At 58.0% G+C, this 18,147-nt stretch carries 18 protein-coding genes; 10 read left to right on the forward strand and 8 right to left on the reverse strand.

What is annotated here, in order from left to right; all coding sequences use genetic code 11:
• Positions 1-72: 72 nt before the first annotated feature.
• The 5 genes from D777_RS09855 to D777_RS09875 form a co-directional block, all read right to left on the reverse strand.
• Positions 73-1,191 (reverse strand): dihydrolipoamide acetyltransferase family protein, encoded by a 1,119-nt coding sequence (locus D777_RS09855; RefSeq protein ID WP_036131511.1) that lies wholly within the window; start codon positions 1,189-1,191, stop codon positions 73-75.
• Positions 1,188-2,180, reverse strand: a complete 993-nt coding sequence (locus D777_RS09860) for an alpha-ketoacid dehydrogenase subunit beta (RefSeq protein WP_036131515.1) — start codon at positions 2,178-2,180, stop codon at positions 1,188-1,190. Before D777_RS09860 ends, D777_RS09855 begins: the two co-directional genes overlap by 4 nt.
• A complete protein-coding gene (pdhA, locus tag D777_RS09865; RefSeq protein WP_051669056.1) occupies positions 2,177-3,256 on the reverse strand; it encodes a pyruvate dehydrogenase (acetyl-transferring) E1 component subunit alpha in 1,080 nt (359 codons plus the stop codon). Before pdhA ends, D777_RS09860 begins: the two co-directional genes overlap by 4 nt.
• A gap of 221 nt (positions 3,257-3,477) precedes the next feature.
• Positions 3,478-3,996 (reverse strand): phosphate-starvation-inducible PsiE family protein, encoded by a 519-nt coding sequence (locus tag D777_RS09870; RefSeq protein WP_051669057.1) that lies wholly within the window; start codon positions 3,994-3,996, stop codon positions 3,478-3,480.
• Positions 3,997-4,039: 43 nt separating this feature from the next.
• Positions 4,040-4,378: a zinc ribbon domain-containing protein YjdM gene (locus D777_RS09875; RefSeq protein ID WP_036131517.1), complete on the reverse strand. Its 339-nt coding sequence runs from the start codon at positions 4,376-4,378 to the stop codon at positions 4,040-4,042.
• Positions 4,379-4,542: 164 nt separating this feature from the next.
• On the opposite strand from D777_RS09875, the gene D777_RS09880 reads away from it, so the two are divergent.
• From D777_RS09880 to D777_RS09910, 7 genes are all read left to right on the forward strand, one after another.
• On the forward strand, positions 4,543-4,995 hold the full coding sequence (locus D777_RS09880; protein WP_036131519.1) for a YaiI/YqxD family protein: 453 nt from the start codon (positions 4,543-4,545) through the stop codon (positions 4,993-4,995).
• A 114-nt stretch (positions 4,996-5,109) separates the two neighbouring features.
• A complete protein-coding gene (locus D777_RS09885; RefSeq protein WP_036131521.1) occupies positions 5,110-6,900 on the forward strand; it encodes an ABC transporter ATP-binding protein in 1,791 nt (596 codons plus the stop codon).
• Between the two features lie 99 nt (positions 6,901-6,999).
• Positions 7,000-7,773 (forward strand): ABC transporter ATP-binding protein, encoded by a 774-nt coding sequence (locus tag D777_RS09890; protein ID WP_036131524.1) that lies wholly within the window; start codon positions 7,000-7,002, stop codon positions 7,771-7,773.
• Positions 7,712-8,704, forward strand: coding sequence for an ABC transporter substrate-binding protein (locus D777_RS09895; RefSeq protein WP_227501736.1), 993 nt, complete (start codon positions 7,712-7,714; stop codon positions 8,702-8,704). Before D777_RS09890 ends, D777_RS09895 begins: the two co-directional genes overlap by 62 nt.
• Positions 8,694-10,724, forward strand: a complete 2,031-nt coding sequence (gene fhuB / locus D777_RS09900; RefSeq protein ID WP_036131528.1) for a Fe(3+)-hydroxamate ABC transporter permease FhuB — start codon at positions 8,694-8,696, stop codon at positions 10,722-10,724. The genes D777_RS09895 and fhuB overlap by 11 nt, the downstream gene beginning before the upstream one ends.
• Positions 10,711-11,535: a (2Fe-2S)-binding protein gene (locus tag D777_RS09905; RefSeq protein WP_051669058.1), complete on the forward strand. Its 825-nt coding sequence runs from the start codon at positions 10,711-10,713 to the stop codon at positions 11,533-11,535. Before fhuB ends, D777_RS09905 begins: the two co-directional genes overlap by 14 nt.
• A 199-nt stretch (positions 11,536-11,734) precedes the next feature.
• The gene (locus tag D777_RS09910) at positions 11,735-12,853 is read left to right on the forward strand and encodes a PQQ-dependent sugar dehydrogenase (protein WP_036131530.1); all 1,119 of its coding nucleotides are present in this window, start codon (positions 11,735-11,737) and stop codon (positions 12,851-12,853) included.
• On the opposite strand, the gene D777_RS09915 is transcribed toward D777_RS09910, so the two are convergent.
• A complete protein-coding gene (locus D777_RS09915) occupies positions 12,847-13,260 on the reverse strand; it encodes a GFA family protein (RefSeq protein WP_036131532.1) in 414 nt (137 codons plus the stop codon). The two genes, D777_RS09910 and D777_RS09915, sit on opposite strands and share 7 nt — an antisense overlap.
• A 140-nt stretch (positions 13,261-13,400) precedes the next feature.
• On the opposite strand from D777_RS09915, the gene dkgB reads away from it, so the two are divergent.
• Positions 13,401-14,210, forward strand: a complete 810-nt coding sequence (gene dkgB / locus D777_RS09920) for a 2,5-didehydrogluconate reductase DkgB (protein ID WP_036131534.1) — start codon at positions 13,401-13,403, stop codon at positions 14,208-14,210.
• 7 nt (positions 14,211-14,217) lie between these two features.
• On the opposite strand, the gene D777_RS09925 is transcribed toward dkgB, so the two are convergent.
• Positions 14,218-14,988: a glutathione S-transferase N-terminal domain-containing protein gene (locus tag D777_RS09925; protein WP_036131535.1), complete on the reverse strand. Its 771-nt coding sequence runs from the start codon at positions 14,986-14,988 to the stop codon at positions 14,218-14,220.
• Positions 14,989-15,257: 269 nt separating this feature from the next.
• On the opposite strand from D777_RS09925, the gene dacB reads away from it, so the two are divergent.
• Positions 15,258-16,820 (forward strand): D-alanyl-D-alanine carboxypeptidase/D-alanyl-D-alanine endopeptidase, encoded by a 1,563-nt coding sequence (gene dacB, locus D777_RS09930; protein ID WP_081849525.1) that lies wholly within the window; start codon positions 15,258-15,260, stop codon positions 16,818-16,820.
• 35 nt (positions 16,821-16,855) lie between these two features.
• On the opposite strand, the gene D777_RS09935 is transcribed toward dacB, so the two are convergent.
• Positions 16,856-17,104: a DUF2798 domain-containing protein gene (locus D777_RS09935; RefSeq protein WP_036131537.1), complete on the reverse strand. Its 249-nt coding sequence runs from the start codon at positions 17,102-17,104 to the stop codon at positions 16,856-16,858.
• Between the two features lie 143 nt (positions 17,105-17,247).
• On the opposite strand from D777_RS09935, the gene D777_RS09940 reads away from it, so the two are divergent.
• Positions 17,248-18,144 carry a DUF6279 family lipoprotein gene (locus tag D777_RS09940; RefSeq protein ID WP_036131538.1) on the forward strand — a complete coding sequence of 299 codons (897 nt, stop codon included), beginning with the start codon at positions 17,248-17,250 and terminating at the stop codon, positions 18,142-18,144.
• Positions 18,145-18,147: the final 3 nt, after the last annotated feature.

Here is an 18,147-nt window from a genome sequence, read left to right on the forward strand (position 1 = left end):
CACATCATTATAGGTAACTCTCAGGATTTCGCATCCGCTGTGTCAGCGTCAATGATTTTTTATTGATATCCCTCAAGCACATACCAAGGCTTCTACCATCGCCCGCAAAAATCTTGAGGCCTCCCCGCCGGTTGCCGCGCGATGATCGAACGTCAGTGACAACGGCAACACCGGACGAACCCCCGGCTCTCCGTCAACCGGAACCACTTTCTCACGGATACGCCCCGCCCCGACAATGGCAACCTGCGGGGGCGTAACGATCGGGTTGGCGTATTGGCCGGTCATGGTACCGAAATTGGATAGGGTAATGGTTGCGCCCTGCATTTCCTGCGGCGGAATCTTACGGGTTGCCACCGCCTCTCTCAGTTTCTCGAGTCCACTGCGCAGGTCCTTCTGACTACGGTGGGTAATATCACGCAGCACCGGTACAAACAGGCCATCCGGCGTATCAACAGCAATGCCTACGTGGACTTCCGTGAGCAGACGGCGGCTGAGGTTATCGCCATCAAACCAGCAGTTCAGTTCCGGCGATGCCTCACAGGCGGCGCCAATGGCCTGAACAAGGCGCATGGTGATATCCGTACCCTGCTTCCAGTCACCAATGTCCACGTCTTCAAAGATGGACACAGGCACCACATGAGCGTGAGACAGCGCCATGTTCTTGGCCATAGTACGACGAGTGCCTCGAAGCGCCTCGGCATCACCCAGTTGTTTCTGGTGGCTGGCGTGTTTGTGCACATCATCGTTGGTAACCAAACCTCCCGGGCCGCTGCCACGGATCTGCTCGAGGCTGACGCCGAGGCGTTCCGCCAGCGCCCGGACCCCTGGCGTTGCCCGATTAGCCCGGGCGCGCTTGCTTGAGGGGGCGGCTCCGATGATGAACTCATCCTTTGCCGACATGCCCGCCTCTGGCCTCGAGGCTTTCAGTTCGCCGACAACCGTACCGCTGTCGCTGCCCTCTCCTTCAAAGGCCAGTAGCGGCTCCCCGGTATGGATGATATCCCCAGGCTCGCCGTACAATTTTACAATGGTGCCAGCCTCAGGAGACGGCACCTCGACAATGGCCTTGGCGGTTTCCACTGATACGAGGACCTGATCGACAGTCACTTCGTCGCCCACGTTGACGTGCCACTCCACTATTTCGGCTTCTGGCAAACCTTCACCCAGATCAGGCAACTTGAAATTTTTCATAGCGCAATCACCTGTTCCACTGCCTGAACGATATCGCCCACCTCGGGCAGGTAGGCCTGTTCGTTACGGTAATACGGCATGATGGTGTCGTAACCTGTGACCCGGACCACCGGCGCCTGCAAATCCAGGAACGCTCCCTCAGCAATCGAGGCCGCGATTTCAGCGCCCACACCACCATTGCCGCAGGCCTCATGCACAATCACCGCCCGGCCGGTCTTTGCGACCGAGCACAGCAGGGTGTCCCGATCCAGCGGACTGACAGCCGCCACGTCAATGACCTCTGCCATAATGCCTTGCTCTGCCAGTTTGTCTGCCGCCTGAAGAGTTTCCATCACACAGGCGCCCCAGCTAATCAGGGTCACATCCTCGCCCTCACGCAGGGTGAAGCAGGTATCCAGTGGCAGGGCTTCGCCGTTGTTATCCACAGCCTGAGTAACAGCCCGATAGATACGTTTGGGCTCGAGAAAGATTACCGGGTCCGGGTTGCGAATAGCCGCAAGTAACAGTCCATAGGCTCGCTGTGGCGAGCTTGGAATCACCACCCGTAGCCCGGGAATATGGGCGAACAGTGCTTCGGTGCTCTCCGAATGGTGTTCCGGCGCATGTATGCCGCCACCGAATGGCGCCCGGTATACCAGCGGACAACTCAGGCGGCCGCGGGTTCGATTTCGCATTCGGGCGGCATGGCTAACGATCTGCTCCATGGCAGCGTATATGAAACCCATAAACTGGAACTCAGCCACCGGTTTCAGTCCCTGGGTTGCCATGCCAATGGCGGTACCCGCAATCAGGTTCTCTGCCAGAGGTGTGTCCATCACCCGCTTGAAACCGAACCGGTCCTTGAGACCAACCGTCGCGCGGAAGACTCCCCCATTGGTGGCGATATCCTCACCGAGCACCACCACGTTATCATCGTGCTCCATCTCCCAGGCCAGAGCGAGGTTGACCGCCTCCACCAGGGTGACATCACGGACATCGGGCTTGCTCATGACTCACCTCCCCGATATTTCTCGGCAATACGCTCGCGCTGTGATGCCAACGCAGCGGGCAGGCTGTCAAAAAGGTAGTCCACCATTGCGGTGGGAGGTTCGGCTTCGGTGGCCAGGTATTCTTCAACAGCCTGTTCAACAGTCTGCTTACAATCAGCCTGCAGCGCCTGTTCCTTCTCCGGGTTCCAGAGCCCGGCGTTGTGAAGATAATTCTGTAACCGTTTTATGCCGTCTTTTTCCCACGCCTCCCGAAGCTCTTCAGCACTGCGATAGCGGGTAGCATCGTCGGCCGTAGTATGATCACCCAGTCGATAAGTCACAGCCTCAATGACGGCTCCGCCCTTGCCTGCACGGGCGCGCTCCAGTGCATTGTCGAGCGCCTCAATAGCAGCGAAGTAATCATTGCCATCAACAATATGCCCCGGCAGTCCGGCTCCGATAGCTTTCTGGGCAATGGTTTCCGCACCGGTCTGAATGCTTCGGGGGGTTGAGATTGCCCACTGGTTGTTGATCGCCACAAAGACCACAGGCAGATGCCAGGCGCCTGCGAGATTGATGCTTTCAAGGAAGTCCCCTTTGGAGGTTCCACCGTCACCCACGCAGCACACCACCGCCCGGGATTCTCCCCGGACCCGAATAGCCGCTGCCACGCCCACTGCGTGGCAGCACTGAGTTGCGATAGGCACAGCGATCGGCAGGTCTTCAGGGCATGCCTTCCAGGCACTTCCCCGTTCATCCCCTCCCCAATAGAGCAGCATTTCGCTGAGACTTACCCCGCGCAGAATGTGGGCAGCCTGGTCACGGTAGTAAGGAACGAATACATCCGTCTTCGCCAGGCTCTGGCCAATTGCGGTGCCAATCACCTCGTGGCCGAGTACCGAAGGGTAGGTTCCGCACTTACCGGTGCGTTGAAGAGCAATGGCTTTAGAATCGAAGGTGCGTGCCAGCACCATGTTGCGGTAGGCGGCCAGGGTCCTTTGGGTATCCTTGGCCTGGTGCGGCAGCTCATCAAGCGGCTCGCCCCGGTCATCCAGATAAACAACGCTATCCACATGAAACTCGTGGAGATGCTTCATCCCATCCTCCTTACCCCCGCTTATTGGTGAAAGCGTTGGCGACACACTTGCCGGCTTGTGGCCGGCCCGGTGTCAGCATCGGGGCTGGTCGTCTTGTTGTTGGCGTGGTTCGCACACCGTTGGGATTAGACAGAGTACCCAGTCACTCTGATTAATATTTAGACGATCCGAGAGAATTGTTCAAAACAAAGGGAGAAAACATCGCTCAGGCTCATTGAAACTTAATCGTCCCAACGATCATATTGCTGCCCCTGACGAAGTAGCCAGTAGGTCACACCCAGCGCAAGCGTTGTCGCCGCGATTCCGATCAGATACATCGGAGTCAGCTCATCAAAATCCAGTACTATCACTTTTCGGGCGATGGCCATCAGAGCTGTCGCTACGACCAACTGCACCGGAAAGACATTCGTGCCCAGATAGAGCCTTATGTTGATAAAGATTTCTACCGCGATAAGCACGGCCATGAAGGCACCAAACGTGTAGAAAATATCGTTGATGCCCAATAGCATCAAAGGAGGCGTGACCAAACGATCGTAGATTATATAAACGACGTCGCCCACGCCCCAGAGGATGACAGCAACCATCAGCACCGCCAGAATGCGAATGGCAAACCGGATAATACGGTGGAGGCCCCGGAAGAACGGGTCCGGAAAATCTACAGGTAGCTCTTGATGCAGTTCGTGCCTGCGACTGTCTGCCCTGGCACTACTGACGCCTTCTTCTTTCTGGGTATCAGACATTCAGCCCCCCTTCGAAGGTTTCCCGGAAGAAAACCTCCTAGTATCAGGCCTTCTTCACAAACTCGGATTTGAGTTTCATAGCACCGACCCCGTCGATTTTACAATCGATATCGTGGTCGCCATCAACTAGCCTGATATTTTTTACCTTCGTGCCGACCTTAACGACAGAGCTTGAACCCTTTACTTTCAGGTCCTTGATCACAGTGACCGTGTCCCCGTCCTGAAGTTCATTGCCATTGGAATCGCGAACAATCTTTCCGGCCTCAGTTTCTGCCTGTTCGGCTTCGGTCCACTCGTGGCCGCACTCGGGGCAAACGAGCTGAACGCCATCTTCATAGGTGTATTCGGAGTTGCATTGCGGGCAGGGAGGAAGTTGAGACATTATCATTTCCTGTTAATCAAATGAAAACCTAATAATACCAGAAACAGAGAAAGGCGGCTCAACCACCTCAGCAAATGATGGCAATCCGATGACCCGGGAATTGAGCAGTGCCGGTCAAGACAGGTTAAACTACATCTTGATTCCAACTCTCAAGGAAAGCCAACATGCCAATCTGGGTCGATGCCGACGCCTGCCCCGTTCCCATCCGGGAAATCCTGTGCCGAGCCGCCACACGCTGGCAGATCCAGACCACCTTTATCGCCAACCACGCCATCAACTTGCCCCCAAGCCCCTACATCGGGCGACGGCAGGTTCCCCATGGCTTTGACGTGGCAGATAACGAAATCATGGAACAGATGACCGAGGGCGACCTGGTGATCACCCAGGACATCCCCCTGGCCGCAGAAGCCATCGAGAAAGGCGCCGACGTATTCAACCCCAGAGGGCAGGCGTTCACCAAGGAGAACATCCGCCAACGCCTGGCGATGCGAAACTTCATGGAGGAAATGCGCAGTGCCGGCCAGGTGACTGGCGGGCCAGCCCCCTTCAGCCAGGGTGACCGAAAGGAATTTGCGGATAAGCTTGACCGCTGGTTGCAGAAAAACCACAAACGCTAGCGAGCCCTCGCCTGAAAAGACGAACACCTCTCATACGGAAATGTTAACGATTCTCTTTCATTGGATGAGGTGAGCCGCTACCCTTGGCGCTTTCACATCGTCGCGGAGAGTTTCATGTCCGGCAATGCCAGCAATCCGACCAGCAGTTTCGCTGCCCTCGCCCGTCTGCTCAGATATGCGCGGGGGTACCGCCGGCAAATTATCACAGCCACCACCTGCTCCATCATAAACAAGCTATTCGACATCGCTCCGGAAATCCTGATCGGTGTGGCCATTGATGTGGTGGTCAATCAGGAAGCCAGTTTTGTTGCCGGCCTCGGTTTTGAAAGTGCTCAGGAGCAGATCACCATTTTGGCGGTGATGACTTTCTTCATCTGGGCCGGTGAATCCCTGTTTGAATACCTGTTCCAGATACTATGGCGAAACCTCGCCCAACGGCTTCAGGCAGACCTTCGCCAGGATGCCTATGAACATGCCCAGCGACTGGACATGAGCTTCTTCGAATCCCGCAGCTCCGGCCAGCTGGTTGCGACCATGAACGACGACGTGAATCAGCTGGAGCGCTTCCTGGACGGCGGTGCCAACGCCATGATTCAGGTCGCGGTTTCCATCGTGGCGGTGGGAGCGGTTTTTTTCATCCTGTCGCCTCTTGTGGCCATGCTGGCCTTTACTCCGATACCGCTGATCGTCTGGGGAGCCTTCTATTTCCAGCGCAAGGCCGGCCCACTCTATGCGGATGTACGCGAGAAAGTGGGCGATCTTTCCAGCCGCCTGGCCAACAATATCGGCGGCATCGCTACCATCAAAAGTTTTACCGCAGAAACCCGTGAGGCGGAGCGGCTGAAAGCCAGCAGCGAGGCCTATGTCGAAGCCAACCAGAAGGCGATTCGCATCAGTTCCGCCTTTATTCCCGTGATTCGAATGGCGGTCCTGGCCGGGTTCCTGGCCACCTTCACCGTTGGCGGCATGATGGCGCTGGAGGGCACCCTGAACGTGGGCGCTTACGGCGTACTGGTCTTCCTGACCCAACGCTTGCTCTGGCCTCTGACCGGCATGGCCGAAGTCATCGACCTTTTCGAACGCGCCATGGCCAGCACCCGCCGGATCCTCGACCTTCTGGCCGAGCCGGTTTACGTGCATGATCAGGAGGGCACCGCGCTGGAGCTGCCGGTTAAAGGCGACGTCAGGTTCGAGGGAGTAAGCTTCCATTATCCCTCCAGCGGCGCGGGTATCCGGGATATCGATCTGCACATTCCGGCGGGCAACACCCTTGCCCTGGTGGGCGCGACGGGGTCTGGCAAATCGACCCTGATCAAACTCATGCTCCGCTTCTATGATCCCAGCCACGGCCGCATCCTCATTGATGGTCTGCCGATCCGCTCCGCCAGCCTGGCATCCCTGCGGGGTGCCATCGGCCTGGTCAGCCAGGATGTCTATCTGTTTGAAGGCACCATCCGAGACAACCTGGTTTACGGCCAACCGGATGCCACCGACGAACAGATCATCGACGCCGCCAAAACCGCCGAAGCGTGGAGCTTTATCGAGGCGCTGCCAGAGGGGCTGGACACACCGGTGGGTGAGCGCGGCGTTCGCCTGTCTGGCGGTCAGCGTCAGCGGCTTTCCCTCGCCCGGGCGTTGCTCAAGGATCCACCGATCCTCGTTCTCGACGAAGCCACCAGTGCCGTGGACAACGAGACCGAAGCGGCGATCCAACGTTCGCTGAAGCGAATCGGCCATGACCGCACGGTAATCATGATTGCGCACCGGCTTTCAACCATTGTTGATGCAGACAGCATCGCCGTGGTGGAACAGGGCAAGATCATCGAGTCCGGCAGCCATGACCAGTTGCTGGCGGAACAGGGCGCCTATTTCGCCCAGTGGCAGGTGCAGACCGGGCGGGCCTGAGGCCTGCCCATTTGCGTTCATGGTTTAATTCCGCCAAAACACTATTGATAATAATTCGCATTTAAATTAACCTTACGCCTCCAGTCAGTAGGAGGCTTCATGTCTGCGTTTTTTGAAGTGTCAGGGCTTGGTGTTCGCATCAGCAACACGAGCATCATCAGCAATCTGAACATGGGCTTTAACGAAGGGGAAGTCACCGCCCTGCTGGGCCACAATGGCTCCGGCAAGTCGACTCTGCTAAAAGTCCTCGCACGTCAGATTTCCCCGACCTCTGGCGAAGCCCGCCTGCTGGGTAATGCCTTCGGCAATACAGGTGCCCGGGAGTTTGCCCGCACCGTCGGTTACCTGCCCCAGCATCCCCCCGGCACCGACGGCCTGACCGTTCGGGAGCTAGTAGCCCTTGGCCGGTACCCCTGGCGGGGACCATTAGGCCGCTACACTCCGAAAGACCAGCAACTGATTGACCAGGCCATCAAGGATACCGGCCTGACACTTTTTGCCCAGCGCTCCGTAGACACGCTCTCCGGCGGTGAACGCCAGCGAGCCTGGATTGCCATGCTCCTGGCGCAGCAGACCCGCTGCCTGTTGCTGGACGAGCCGATTTCGGCTCTGGACGTGAAGCATCAGGTGGAAACCCTCAGACTGGTTCATCGGCTCGCCCAGGACCGGGATCTTACCGTGGTCGTTGTCCTGCACGATGTGGATCTGGCGGCCCGATTCTGTGATCGCCTGGTCGCACTTCGAGCCGGCCAGCTCATCGCGGACGGAAGCCCTCGGGAGGTCATGGACAGCGGAGTTCTGGAGTCTATCTATGGCGTTCCCATGGGCGTCATGGAGCGTGCGCCCGGCCAGTGGGTATCCTATGTGCATTGATCAACGCCACTCATTTACTCGGCGCGCCTGTCTGGCAGCCCTTCTACTGCTTCTTCCCGGCATCGTGGCAGCAACAAGTTGGCAGCATGAGCAAGGCACCCTGACCCTGGATAAGACCCCCACCCGGGTCGTTGCCCTGAACTGGGCAGCAACGGAATCCCTACTGCTGCTCGGGATTACCCCGGTGGGGGTGGCCGACAAGGAGGGTTATGCCTATTGGGTACGCGAACCGGCGCTACCGGAAGATGTGCCCAATATCGGCACCCGGGTGTCTCCGAGCCTCGAAGCCATCGCAGAACTGAACCCCGACCTTATCGTTACCAGCACGGAGATGGCGCCTGCCGCCAATCTATTGGAAGAGATTGCACCCACCTATGTCATCAGTGTTTACAAGGAAGGCGCCAGACCTTACGACAAAGCCCGGGAAATGTTGCTTACCCTTGGTGATATCCTGGACCGGAAAGCTGAGGCTGAGGCCGTCCTGGCGGATATTTCCAATACCCTGGAACATCAGCGGCAACGGCTCGCAGACCATGGATTGAATAACAAACCCGTGGCGCTATTGAACTTTATGGATGATCGCCACGTGCGGGTCTACACCTCGAATGGACTGTTTCAAGAAGCCCTGGACTCACTGGATCTGAAGAACGCGTGGCCCCATCCAGGCAGCTACTGGGGCTTTTCAACAGTGGGCCTGGAAGCCATCGCCCCCTACAGCGATAGCCGGTTGGTAATTCTGGAACCCATACGGCCGGGACTAACAGATCAACTGGCAAACAGCCCCTTCTGGACCTACCTGGCTCCCGTGCAGCAGGACGAGATCTATCAGATCGACGCAGCCTGGCCCTTTGGTGGTGTTTTCCCGGTGAAGCGAATTGCGGTTCAGCTGGCGGATGCGCTGGTAAAGGGGGGCAGCGACAATGTCCACTGACGTGCAAACCATTCGCCAAACAACTTCGTCGATACCGGGAAAACTGCCCCTTAGCACGGCTCTTTTGTGGTTTTGTGCTCTGATCGCGACGGCATCCCCATGGTTTGGCGAACTATCGCCTCTGGATCTGCTAGCCGCATTCTGGACCTACAACGGTGAGCAATATTCATCCGTGCTGGCTCATTTCAGCTGGGCACCCCGGGTATCCATCGCCTTGCTGATTGGCTGCGGGCTGGGGCTTGCGGGCGCGGTGACACAACAGGTTCTGGGCAACCCGCTGGCCTCCCCGACCACCCTGGGCGTGGAAGCCGGAGGTCAGTTTGGTGTCACCGTTGCCACCCTGTTTGCTCCTGCGCTACTGACGTTCAGTCCGGATCTGGCGGCGGTAGCAGGTGGCCTGCTGGCGATTGGACTGGTCGTCGCCCTCACCTGGCGCCTGGGCTTTTCACCGGTCACGGTGATTCTCGCTGGCCTGGTGATCACGTTTTTTATGGGGGCGCTCAATATGGCGTTCCTGCTACTCAAGGGGGAATGGCTGGGCAATCTGTTTATCTGGGGTGCCGGCTCTCTGGTCCAGAACAACTGGGACCCATTTTTGGACCTCTGGCCCCGGGTACTGGCGATTGGTTTTGCCCTCGTGCTGCTGATGCGCCCGCTGCAACTGCTGCAACTGGGCCAGGCATCCGCCAGCGCCCTCGGAGCACGGGTGGCACTGGTTCGCATCATTGCCCTGTTCCTGGTGGTACTGATGAGTGCCACTGTGGTCAGCCGGGTTGGTGTCGTCGCCTTTGTCGGCCTGGCCGCGCCGGTTCTCGCCCGACTGCTTGGCGCCCGAACGCTCGCCCAGAAACTGATCTGGAGTTCGTTACTTGGGAGCGGGCTGCTATTGCTCGCCGACACGCTGGCCCAATGGGCATCCACCTGGGGCAACGGCTCTCTGGTGCCCACCGGCACCACCACAGCGCTCATTGGTGGTCCAATCATTCTTCTGGCCCTTCACAGCGTCCGGAACACCCATCATATGCCGGGGCAGGACTCCAGCCCGGCCGGATTTGTGCCGGTTCGCCGCTCTACGTTGATTGCCGCCTCCGTCATCGGGGCGCTGTTGTTGGCGATATTTATCCTGTCTATGAGCTGGTCACCCGGTTTGACCCAGTGGAACTGGACACCGGTTTCCGAGTGGGGCGAAGCCTGGGTCTGGCGCGGCCCGCGGCTCCTGGCCGCTATTCTGGCAGGGGTAGCCCTGGGGTTGGCCGGCACCCTGATTCAGCGAATGACCAGCAACGCCATGGCCAGCCCGGAAATTCTGGGCATCAGTGGTGGCGCGGCTCTGGTCATGGTCGTTCTCATCCTTACCGGAACGGAACTCGGGCGTGCAGGGCAACTGACAGCTGCCACCGTCGGCGCTACCGGGGCATTGGGGTTGCTGATTCTTCTCGCCCGCAAACACCGCTTCGCCGGCAACCAACTGTTGCTTGGTGGACTTGCGCTTTATGTCTTCATGGACGCTGGACTGCGCCTGGTGATGGCCTCTGGCGGCTCGGTAGCAACACGCCTGCTCAACTGGATGTATGGCTCAACCTGGCTGGTATCCGAGCACGAGGCGATCGCTTTGCTTGCACTGATTCTGGCGCTCTGTGCAGGACTATTCCTGGTGGTTCGACCGCTGACCATTCTGCCCATGGGCGACACGACCGCTTCTTCGCTGGGGCTCTCGGTAGGTCGGTCCCGCCTGATTCTTCTGATGCTCGCCGCCCTGCTGACAGCGGCGGCCACCATTGTGATAGGCCCATTGAGTTTTGTCGGACTTATCGCGCCTCACCTTGCGCGAGTTCTCGGCCAGCAAACGGTCGGCCGGCAGTTGGTTGTCGCAGCATTGGCGGGCGGTTTGCTCCTGGCCATCGCGGATTACCTGTCCCGCACCGTAATCTTTCCCAACCAGTTACCTGCCGGCCTCCTGGCAGCGTTGGTGGGTGGAATCTACTTCCTGTGGGGGTTGAGCCGACATGGCCGCAGCTGAAACCCAAACTGAGTCAGCGCCTCGCTGCTGGCCGGAACGGTATCGCCAGCTGTTATCAGCGTCGCAGCTCGATGCCAACGAGGTTCTCGGCCAGGCGCTCCGAGCTCCCAATCTTGAGCGCCCCGCCCTGCTGAGTCTGCGCCAATGCCTGGAGCAGCCCGATCTCCTCAAGCGCCAACTGCTGGCAGACTACCCGGAAATGTCGGAGCCTCAGCAATTGCGGGCCGCGCTTTCTGTAGCTCACCAGGATCTGTCACTGTCAGTGATTGCGCCGCTGATTATTACCCTGTTTCTGCGGGGCGAGGCCGGCGTGCCAGACCCAGGGCGCATTTTTCTGGCCCCAGCGAACGAAGGGTCATCAGTGTCACGGTGGTTCCAGGCGGGACAGGGGGAAGCGGTTGGAGTCGAGCCATTCATTACTCACCTGTCGACCGCCATGAACGACTGGTATCCGACCTTCCGGAAATCCCTGGGCGTGAGCCCGGGCGCGTATTGGAGCAGTGTCGGGCTGGCTCTCGGGGCGCCCTTCTCTGCCGTCTGGAATCTGGCTGTGCCGCGCGATATCTGCACGCTCGCCGGGGAATGGCTTGAACAGTTTTGGTGCGACGCCAATCGCTATATCGACTGGATTCCGGCTGAGTTTGGTGATCAGGCTTGCGCGTTACCTCAGCGAAAGGGGTGCTGTCTGAAGTACTTGCTGCCTGGGAACGGCTATTGCGGAACCTGTGGTATCCATCGCAAGCAACGACTGTCCGCCCTCAGGCAATCACCCCATTCCCAACCACCAGGCCAGTGGCGACCACAAGAATGAAAAGACCCGCTCCAGCGGCGATTTTCAAACCTTCAATCATCTCCTTCTCTACTGACATGTTGGTCTCCCTGCGTTCGGCTGACGATGACGAGCTTCAGTCTTTGATTCGATATTAGTGATAAGAATTCTCATTTGCAACAATTAAGCTGAACTATTTGCGGTTTGCTAACCTATACACAGGTAAACCGGAGGCTTTGCCATGAAGACCCAAGCGTACACGCTCTTCACCTGCCTGATGCTTGCCACGTCTCCCCTGGCCGCAGGACAGGTATACACATCCACTGAACACCAGTTCGAGTTGACCCAAGTGGCCTCAGGCCTTGAGCATCCGTGGAGCCTGGCCTTCCTCCCCGGCGGAGACATGCTGGTGACAGAACGCGAGGGGCGACTTCGCCGGATTCGCGACGGTGTACTGGTCGCGGCCCCAATCAGCGGGGTGCCGGAATTGGTGGTTTCCGGACAGGGCGGACTGCTGGATGTGGTGTTACATCCGCAGTTTGCCGCTAATCACACCCTCTTTCTGAGCTATGCCCACCGCTCCAGTGACGGCATGACCACGCGGGTTGCCCGGGCAACTCTTGAAGGAGACGAACTGACCGACGTAGAGGTGATTTTCGAAGCGCTACCCCGCTCGGGTACTTCCCGTCACTTTGCCGGGCGCATGGCATTCGACCGTTCAGGGTATCTTTATATAGCGGTGGGGGACCGGGGCGATAAAGACCGGGCCCAAGATACCGGTGATGATGCCGGCGGTGTTCACAGAATCACAATCAATGGCGAAGCCGCGCCGGGAAACCCGGGTCTGGGGAACGACGAGATCAACGACACGCTCTTTACCTGGGGCAACCGAAACATCCAGGGCATGACAGTTCATCCTGAAAGCGGCGCCATCTGGACCCATGAGCACGGTCCCAGAGGGGGTGATGAGATCAATATTGTTCGCAGTGGCACCAACTACGGCTGGCCGGAGATCACCTATGGTATCGGCTACACCGGTTTGCCGATCAGCTTTCATACCGAGAAACCGGGTATGGCGCAGCCGCTACACTATTGGGACCCCTCGATCGCGCCATCTGGCATGGCGTTCTATACCGGCGAACATTTCCCCCGGTGGCGGAGTAACCTGTTTGTAGGTGCACTCAAGATGCGAAAGCTGGTGCGGCTCGACATCCGGGATGGAAAGGTCAGGGAGGAAGAGGATATCCTGACAGAACTTGATGAGCGCATCCGGGACGTTCGGGATGGCCCGGATGGGTCTCTTTGGTTACTCACAGACTCCAGTAACGGCAAGGTATACCGCCTGGATCCGGTTCAATGAGGATCGTTTGTCCGCTCGGTTTTCTCAAACTGCGGGAGATCATCGGTGATTTCAAACCAGTCTGACTTCGAGCCAACGTACACATGCTGGGCGGCTCCGCGACCAAGGGGCTCGTTGATCGCTCCGACACGAAGCCGGATGATGCCGGGGATGGCATCAACGCGACTGTAGAGTTGGCTGCCACAGCGGCTGCAGAATGCCCGATACTTGCCCGGCCGTGATTCGAACTCTGTGATCCGCTCTTCACCGGACACAACCCGGAAGCGTACTTTCTGAACCGGAGCGCTGGCTGAAAACGCGCTGCCATGGGCGCGTCGGCACTGGCTGCAATGGCACAGTGAAACCGGCCCCAATGGGCCATCGTATTTGAACGTGACATCGCCACACAGGCATTGGCCGGTAAACATAACGTCGTCTCTCAGGATGGTCGTCTGGCGCAGATGATACCGACCAGTCCATTGAAGAACCAGACCGGGAGCACCATTTACCAAGTACCCCTTAAATGAGGGCCCGTTCAATGAGTACCCCGTTGCAACAGGAGGACAGTATGTCGTTCAGCACACTTCCAGGGATTGGCATGGGAACATTCAGGCTCAAAGGAAACACGGCGCGCGAGGCAGTGAAAAGCGCGTTGTCCCTCGGCTACCGCCATATCGATACGGCGCAGATGTACGACAACGAAGCCGAGGTCGGAGACGGAATAACCTCAAGCGGCATTCCCCGCCGGGAGATCTTCATTACCACCAAAATCTGGTACGACCAACTGCATGCCAGCGACCTGATCAACAGCCTGCATGGCAGCCTGGATCGCCTGAAAACCGACCATGTGGATCTGGCACTGATTCACTGGCCCTCCCCCGGCGACGAAGTGCCCATGGAGGAATACCTAGGCGCACTGCGGGATGCCCAACGTGAAGGACTGACCGATCACATCGGCATCTCCAATTTCAACTGTGCCCAGATGGACAAAGCAGTCGAGATTCTGGGGGACGCGCCACTGCTCACCAATCAGGTGGAAGTACACCCATTCCTGGCCAATAAAAAAGTGGTGCAACACGCCCAGAGCTTGGGCATCACCGTAACCGGTTACATGCCGCTGGCTGTAGGCAAGGTCATGGAGGACGAGACGCTGCTGCATATCGCCCAGGACAGGAACGTGTCGCCAGCTCAAGTGGCCATCGCCTGGGTTGCTTCCCGGGGCGTCGTCCCCATTCCGTCATCGACCAGGCCGGCCCACCTTAAAGCCAACCTGGATGCGCTGAATATTGAGCTGACGGACGACGAGATTCGCGCCATTGACGCCCTGGACCGAGGCGAGCGAATCGCCAATCCGGGATTCGCCCCGGATTGGGACTGAGAGGGACTCAACCGCCGTAGGTGGCGTCCAGGTACTTCAGGATGCGGGATGACTCAAACAGGGCTTCGCCTGTGTTGGGGTCTTCCAGGTATGGGACCTGTACTCTGCCGTGCTGCTGGAAGAATGCGTCCCGCTTGCCTCCGGGCTGGGGCTGGTAGGCCCCTGGCTTGATGCGTTGTCTGGCAGGACCGATTTCAGTCCAGTGCTCTTTGCCGATGTTGTGGAGTGTGTAGGGTATTTCCATTTCGCAGAGCTTCTCCCGGACCAGGCGGGAGAACGGGCTACCTTCAAAGCTCCACAAATGCAGCGCTTGTTCAGGGCGTTTCCCCGGTGACGCATGCATCCCTCGCAGCTCACTGACACCCGAGCCCACGGAGCTCAACGCAGGCTGCCAGGGCTTTGACTGGTAAAGCTTCGGGACCGGGCGCTTGCCATACTCCCGGAACAGATACTCAACAATATCGGCGGACTCATAGAGCACCTTGCCGGTATTCTCATCCACCAGCAGCGGGAACATCTGCTTGCCGCCAATGGCCTCGGCCTCCGGACGATAGAGCTTTCCACCTTTCGGGCACGGACGAATATCCACATCCAGATGAAGCGACGTCAGCGCCTCACGAACGCGACGACAGTAGGGGCACGCTTCCATGTCATAGAGAACAAGCGGCTTCTCAGGCTGTTCGGCGGCCTTAACCACCAGACATCCCCTCCAGGCCGTGAAAGACGATGTGGCGACGGATTCGAGCACATTCACATTGTGCCTGATCGCTTTGAGCATAGTGGTTCCTTGTTTCTGGGTCTTTGACTGCATTATCCGCTTTTCACCGCTGCTTCAATTGGCCCAGGTGGCAAACCCGAATATTTGGCCCGGCTAACTCCATGATTCCAAAGGGCACTTACACGTCGTCACAAAACTTCAATAGAAACAATGACACTACTGGCATTTTTTAACGTCATGTAGAGCTTTTCTGCATAGTACAACGAGCGAAGATGGGCTATTGTTGAAGAATAAAGATTCAACAAACGGCCCTGGCGGGGATATTGGGTATGGGACGCGCAAACACATCAAGCAAGACGGGTATCCCCGTTTACCGCTCCATCCTTGCTGGACTCGCCGCAGCAGCCCTTTGCGCAGGCCCCGTGGCATTCGCCGAGGAATCTGCAGATAAAAGCTTCCGCTCTTCTTCCCGGGTTTGGAGTGCCGACATGCGCGATTACGCCGAGCAGGCGCTGCATAACGAGCAGGCGCTGAGCATGGCTGCAATCCCGCTCAACGGCCCCGGTATTGAACAGTTCATCAATGCCGACCAGTTGATGAGCCCCGGCTCCATTATGAAGCTGGTTACCACCTACGCGGCGCTTGAAATTCTGGGCCCCACCCATCGCTGGGACACCGATTTTTTAACCGACGGAGACATGGTGGGGGATACCCTGAAGGGCAATCTCTATGTCCGGTTTGGAGGCGACCCAAAGCTGACGATTGAGCGTCTATGGAGCACACTTCGCGAACTCCGGGGCATGGGCATTACATCCATTGATGGCGAACTGGTACTGGATGGCAGCTATTTCCGCGCCGATGAAGGCTTTCCGTCTTTTGAGGACAACGGGGACGACCCACATAGACCCTTCCTGGTGGAGCCGTCAGCGTATCTGACCAACCTCAACCTGCTGCATTTTCAGGTTCGCGCCGACGAGCGTGGCACCCAGGCCTGGACGACCCCCAACCTGCCGGACGTTGTGATCGACAATCGGGTAACAGCAACGGCCGAAGGCCCCTGCCCGAGCCGGCGCCGTTTTGAATGGGATCCGATCTTCCATGACGACCACCGGGTCACGGTCCGGGTAACCGGTGAGCTTCCCAAAGGGTGCAGGACCACGCGCTATATGTCCCTGCTGCCCCATGAGCAATACTCGGCCTCCCTGATTCGCTCCGTACTTGCTGAAACCGGAGTAACCGTCTCCGGCGGAAATGCCACCGGTGCAACACCCGAAGATGCCCGTCTTGTGTTGAAAACCACGTCCCCGGACCTGGTCACCATGGTCCGGGATATCAACAAGTGGAGCAGCAACGTGATGGCCCGCCAGATGTTGCTGACCATCGGCGCCGAAAACCGAAAAGATGACGAGAACGATGACCGGGTGGCCGGCATCCGGGTGATTTATGACTGGCTTGAGGACAAGGGCATCAACACCGCGGGCATGGTGATTGATAATGGCGCGGGCCTGTCACGCCACGGCCGCTTTACCGCCCGCCAGGGCGCCGAGCTGCTGCAACACGCATGGAATAGTCCCTTTGCCGCTGACCTCATGGCCTCAATGCCGATCATTGCGATGGACGGCACCATGGCTCGCAGACTCAGAAACACAGGCATGGATGGCAGCGGCCGGATCAAGACTGGATACCTTGAAAACGTGCGTTCCATCGCAGGCTTTACCCGGGACGAACACAACACCACCTGGGCAGTTGTCGGCATGGTCAACAATGACCCTGCCTGGAATGGCCAGGCCGTGCTCGACCGCGTGCTTTATTCACTGCATTTCAAACCACCGACCGGAACGGCCATTTCCAGGGCACCATCAAGCCCATCAAAGACCACTTCGATCCAGTGACAAGTTCCCGTTCCACGACGCGGTCGCCCGAGCCATTATTTTTCCGGCGATAGTTTCCGTAACGTCGCTTCGGTCATCCTGACCGCCAGCGGAGCAATCACGGTCACCAGCGGAAATGCGACAACCCAGGCGACCAGCCACGCCGCCAACCACCGCCAGAAAAAATCCCCTTCGAGACCGGTATTGATCATGGTGATCACACCGGACATCAGGAGCGACATCATACCGGACATGTAAAAGCCAAAAACAAACTGTCGAAGGCGAGCTGGCTTGATTCCTGGCATAGAGACTCCCGAAGTTGCAGGTTTCCGGTTCACAACCACATCCGGCAGCAGCAATGTGTCGTAAACTGTCGTTAGAGCAGTTGCGCATGATAATAAGCTTGCGATGTTTTTGCGACTCTCCTTTCCGACGATACGAGGCAACCATGGCCCCAAGTCCAGAGACGCTGAGCGGTTCTATAGCAAAGCCTGCGGCCCTCGCCTTGACGATGGTTCTGCTCGCAGCATGCAGTTCAACCAAAATGGCTTATCGCTACGCCGATTGGGGTATCGTATGGTGGGTTGAGGATTATGTGTCCCTCAACGACGCTCAGAAGCAGGCGCTCAACTCTGACATTGAGGCGTTACGCCAGTGGCACTGCTCGACCGAACTCCCCCGTTACCGTCATTGGCTCCAGGCTCTTCAGTCTGATATTGCCGCCCGGGAGCTGGACCGCCAAAACATCGCGTCTCATCAGGAACAGCTGATCTCATTTGTGCCCTCTCTGCTGGATCGGGCGACACCTCTTGCCGTTAACCTGCTATCAAGCCTCGACGACAATCAGATTCAGGAGCTCTCAGAAAACATGATAGAGAGTCAGCAGGATCTGGAAGAGGAGTTTCTTCGGGAAACACCTGAGCGCACGGCGGAAGCCCGAGCCGAACGAACCAGAGAACGGGCTGAGCGCTGGCTGGGCCCGCTCAACCAGAGACAGATTGAGATCATAGCGCAGTGGTCAGAAGACAGAACAAACCAGACAAAAATCTGGCTCGAAGGACGAAGGCTCTGGCAAGTGGCGTTGCTTGAGGCGCTGAACCGCCGGTCGGAGCCCGGCTTCGAGAAAGCCATCACCGGCTTAATCCAGCAATCGGAAACCTACCGAGGCCAACGCTACCAGCAGATGATGACGACAAGCCGGCTTGCCATGAGTGACCTCATGCACAAAGTCATAGCAGCGGCTAATACGCAGCAGCTAGCCGAACTGGAAGATCGGGCCCGGGCGCTTGAGCAGGATTTCGAGGCGCTGACGTGTGCGTCAGCACCTGAAATCGCAGGGTCCTGAACG

This window comes from Marinobacter nitratireducens (assembly GCF_000708045.1).
GTDB lineage: Bacteria > Pseudomonadota > Gammaproteobacteria > Pseudomonadales > Oleiphilaceae > Marinobacter > Marinobacter nitratireducens.

Coding starts and splice junctions, on each gene's coding strand:
- D777_RS09855 (WP_036131511.1), bottom strand. CDS start 1,191: ATGAAAAATTTCAAGTTGCCTGATCTGGGTGAAGGTTTGCCAGAAGCC.
- D777_RS09860 (WP_036131515.1), bottom strand. CDS start 2,180: ATGAGCAAGCCCGATGTCCGTGATGTCACCCTGGTGGAGGCGGTCAAC.
- pdhA (WP_051669056.1), bottom strand. CDS start 3,256: ATGAAGCATCTCCACGAGTTTCATGTGGATAGCGTTGTTTATCTGGAT.
- D777_RS09870 (WP_051669057.1), bottom strand. CDS start 3,996: ATGTCTGATACCCAGAAAGAAGAAGGCGTCAGTAGTGCCAGGGCAGAC.
- D777_RS09875 (WP_036131517.1), bottom strand. CDS start 4,378: ATGTCTCAACTTCCTCCCTGCCCGCAATGCAACTCCGAATACACCTAT.
- D777_RS09880 (WP_036131519.1), top strand. CDS start 4,543: ATGCCAATCTGGGTCGATGCCGACGCCTGCCCCGTTCCCATCCGGGAA.
- D777_RS09885 (WP_036131521.1), top strand. CDS start 5,110: ATGTCCGGCAATGCCAGCAATCCGACCAGCAGTTTCGCTGCCCTCGCC.
- D777_RS09890 (WP_036131524.1), top strand. CDS start 7,000: ATGTCTGCGTTTTTTGAAGTGTCAGGGCTTGGTGTTCGCATCAGCAAC.
- D777_RS09895 (WP_227501736.1), top strand. CDS start 7,712: ATGGCGTTCCCATGGGCGTCATGGAGCGTGCGCCCGGCCAGTGGGTAT.
- fhuB (WP_036131528.1), top strand. CDS start 8,694: ATGTCCACTGACGTGCAAACCATTCGCCAAACAACTTCGTCGATACCG.
- D777_RS09905 (WP_051669058.1), top strand. CDS start 10,711: ATGGCCGCAGCTGAAACCCAAACTGAGTCAGCGCCTCGCTGCTGGCCG.
- D777_RS09910 (WP_036131530.1), top strand. CDS start 11,735: ATGAAGACCCAAGCGTACACGCTCTTCACCTGCCTGATGCTTGCCACG.
- D777_RS09915 (WP_036131532.1), bottom strand. CDS start 13,260: ATGTTTACCGGCCAATGCCTGTGTGGCGATGTCACGTTCAAATACGAT.
- dkgB (WP_036131534.1), top strand. CDS start 13,401: ATGTCGTTCAGCACACTTCCAGGGATTGGCATGGGAACATTCAGGCTC.
- D777_RS09925 (WP_036131535.1), bottom strand. CDS start 14,988: ATGCTCAAAGCGATCAGGCACAATGTGAATGTGCTCGAATCCGTCGCC.
- dacB (WP_081849525.1), top strand. CDS start 15,258: ATGGGACGCGCAAACACATCAAGCAAGACGGGTATCCCCGTTTACCGC.
- D777_RS09935 (WP_036131537.1), bottom strand. CDS start 17,104: ATGCCAGGAATCAAGCCAGCTCGCCTTCGACAGTTTGTTTTTGGCTTT.
- D777_RS09940 (WP_036131538.1), top strand. CDS start 17,248: ATGGCCCCAAGTCCAGAGACGCTGAGCGGTTCTATAGCAAAGCCTGCG.